Here is a 3457-nt window from a genome sequence, read left to right on the forward strand (position 1 = left end):
CGCTGGTACAGGGCCTTGCGTCGCCATAGCAGCGCACCGATCAACAGCAGCAAGGGCAGGAACAGCAGCGGGCGCTGGGTCAGGCCGTCATACAGTTCGCTGACGCTGGAGGCCCAGGGCAGGGTGGCGACTTGTCTGCTCAGGTGATCCGGTACGGTTTCCAGCCACTCGGTGTCCAGCGGCTTGTTGCTGGGAATCCAGAACATCTGCTCGTCGAGGGTTGCGCGCAGGTTGGTGGCGGTGCTGAGCAGTTGCTTCTGGTTCAGTTGCAGGGTGATGGATTCGTTAAGCAGCGCACTCAGCTCACGGCTCAGGCGCTCCAGCAGGTCGCTGCGGGTGATCGCCAGTTCCAGCAAGGTGCGGCGCAATTGCGGGGTGACTTCATCCGGCGGCTGGTTGGCCAGCAGGTTATCCACATAGGCGCTGGGGGTGCTGATCAGTTCCCGTTGCTGGTTGACCTCGAACTGGTACAGGCGAATGTTGGCGATGTCGTCTGCCAGGTTGCGGTCGACGGTGAGGCGCGGCAGTGCCTGTTTTTGCTTATAGAGGATCTTGGACAGCAGCAGGCTGCCCTTGAGCACGTTGATTTGCTCATCCAGGGCCGAGTCGCTCTGGGTCACGGTGTCCAGTTGCTGCTTGGTCTGCAGGTTTTTCTGGGTCAGGTCGTTAAGGCGGTCGGTGCTTTTGAGCAGGTAGTCGGAGAGCTTGAGGTTGGCCGCGCTTTCGGTGGCCAGCAGGCTGCTGCCACCGGCTTTTTGTGCCTCGATGGACTGTTGGGTCACTGTTTGCTGGGACTGGGCCAGGCGTTTCTGGTTGATCAGGGTTTGCAGGTCCTGGATCTCTTGCTCCAGGCGCGCGGTCTTTTCCACCACCAGATCATGCTGGCTGTTGCCCAGGTCTTGCAGTTGGCTGTTGCCGGCCAGCTCTTGGCGGCGCAGAGGGATCAGCGCGTTCAGGGAGGCGAGTTCGGCATTCAACTGGTTGCGCTGGTCACCGCTGAGGGTCTTGCCATTGTCTTTCCCGAGCTTGAGGGTCGCGTTGATCTGCTGGATACGCGTCTGGCTGCTGCTGATTTCGGTCTGGGCGCGCTCGGGGCGTGTCTGGGCGGCGATGGTCAGGCTGTTGGCGTCGGCCAGTTCTTTTTGCAGATCACCTTGCTGGGTGGTGCGTTGCACCAGCAGTTGCTCAAGCTGCGGCACTGGCAGGCTGGCGTAGCGTTGGGCCACGGGGACGACTTTGGTGGCCTTGAGCCGCACCAGTTCGCGCTGGTTGTCGGTGGTCTGGCGCGGGGCGTCTTCCAACTGGCGCTTGAGGTCGGTGAGGCGCTGCTCGTAATCCTGCTTGTTGCCCAGGTAGGTCAGGGTCTGTTGCAGGATCGTCTGCAGCGCCTTCATGTCGGCGTCGGGCAGCTTGCGGTCGGGCAGCTTGTCCAGGGTTTGCTGGATGGCGTCGGCGCTGGGCGGGTCGGCGGCGTGGACGACGCCGACACACAGGGTCAGGCTCAGCAGGGCAGTGGCGAGGAAAGTGCGCAAGGTTGGCATAGAGACCGATCGAGCAAGGTGAAGAATCGGGACGTTGTGGCCCCGCAGTTTAGAGGAAGAGTCCGGGGCCCGGGCGACTTCCTTCGGGGAATCTGACGCCGACTTTGCCAATCTTGTTCCCGTCCATGACCGCGACGGTCCAGATGGTGTTGTTCCATTCCACTTGGTCGCCGACGATAGGTGCGCCGCCGACTTTCTGGGTGATGAAGCTGCTCAGCGGCATGTCCGGGTCGATGCCTTCGAGCTTGAGGCCATACAGGGCCGAGACCGCGCCCAGCTGGGCGTCGCCTTCCAGCACGAAGTCGCCGAAGAAGCGCAGGTCGAGGCCGCGTTGTGGTGCCTGGCTGAACAGTTTGCCCAAGGCTGGCAGGTTGTGTTCGTGGCCTATCACGCAGAGCAGATCATCAACTTCGAGTACCGTACTACCCGACGGATGGAGCAGTTGTTGGCCACGGAACAGTGCGGCGATCCGCGTGCCTTCGGGCATTTTCAGCTCGCGCAGGGCGGCGCCGATGCACCATTTTTCTGCGCCCAGGCGGTAGACGAACAGCTCCCACTCGCTGGTGACGTGGACTTCCAGCGCTGCGCGGGAAATAGGGGCGGGGTCCGGTGGAACGGTCACTTTGAGCAGCTTGGCCACCCACGGCAGGCTGGTGCCTTGTACCAGCAGTGAGACCAGTACGATAAAGAACGCCAGATTGAAGTACAGCTGCGCATGGGGCAGCCCGGCCATCAGCGGGAACACCGCGAGGATGATCGGCACCGCGCCGCGCAGGCCGACCCAGGCGATAAAGGCTTTTTCGCGGCCATGATACGCCTTGAACGGCAGCAGCCCGACGACCACCGACAGCGGCCGCGCAAACAGAATCATCCACAGCGCCAGGCCCAGGGCCGGCAGGGCGATTGGTAGCAAGTCGTGGGGAGTGACCAGCAGGCCCAGCACCAGGAACATGCCAATCTGCGACAGCCACGCCATGCCGTCGAGCATATGCAAAATGCCATGACGGCTGCGCACCGGGCGGTTGCCGATCACCAGGCCGCACAGGTACACGGCGAGGAAACCGCTGCCGTGCAGGGCGTTGGTCAGGGCGAAGACCACGAGGCCGCCGGCGATCACCAGGATCGGGTACAGGCCGTTGGCCAGGTTGATGCGGTTGACCATCTGCAGCATCAACCAACCGCCGCCCAGGCCGATGATGCCACCGATGCCGAACTCGCGGATCAGGTGGCCCAACAGGCTCCAGTGCAGGCCAGTCTGGCCGCTGGCGAGCATGTCGATCAGGGTCACGGTGAGGAACACCGCCATTGGGTCGTTGCTGCCGGACTCGATTTCCAGGCTGGCGGTAACCCGTTCGTTGAGGCCTTTGCCACCCAGCAACGAGAACACCGCGGCGGCGTCCGTGGAGCCGACAATCGCACCGATCAGCAGGCCTTGAATGATATTGAGGTTGAACAGCCAGGCGGCGACCATGCCGGTGAGGCCGGTGGTAATCAACACCCCCACCGTGGCCAGCGACAACGCCGGCCAGAGCGCCACGCGGAAACTCGCCACCCGTGTGCGCAAGCCGCCGTCGAGCAGGATCACGGCCAAGGCGAGGTTGCCCACCAGGTAGGCGGTTGGGTAGTTATCGAAAATGATGCCGCCGCCATCGACGCCGGCGACCATACCCACGGCCAGGATGATCACCAGAATCGGGATACCCAGGCGGGACGAAAGGGAACTCACCAGAATGCTCGCACCCACCAGCAACGCGCCGATCAAGAACAGGCTGTTGATGGTCGTTGCATTCAAAGGCAGTACTCCAGAGCGGGGAAGACGGGGCGCAAACTGACCATGCAGTCTGCGTGCCAGCGATTCTAACCTGTTGAATTGCTGCGCTGTCAAAAAGCTTTTTGTGACTCTCGCTGGAACTAAA

1 protein-coding gene and 1 pseudogene are annotated in these 3457 nt (G+C 62.5%); both read right to left on the bottom strand.

The window, feature by feature from the left end; all coding sequences use genetic code 11:
- Nucleotides 1-1541, bottom strand: a pseudogene (locus ACRESD_RS17145) (mechanosensitive channel MscK); the annotation flags it as partial.
- 49 nt (nucleotides 1542-1590) lie between these two features.
- The gene (locus ACRESD_RS17150) at nucleotides 1591-3333 is read right to left on the bottom strand and encodes a potassium/proton antiporter (RefSeq protein WP_431752007.1); all 1743 of its coding nucleotides are present in this window, start codon (nucleotides 3331-3333) and stop codon (nucleotides 1591-1593) included.
- Nucleotides 3334-3457: the final 124 nt, after the last annotated feature.

Origin of the sequence: Pseudomonas sp. (assembly GCF_050739995.1) — a bacterium.
In the GTDB taxonomy this organism is placed as follows: Bacteria; Pseudomonadota; Gammaproteobacteria; order Pseudomonadales; family Pseudomonadaceae; genus Aquipseudomonas.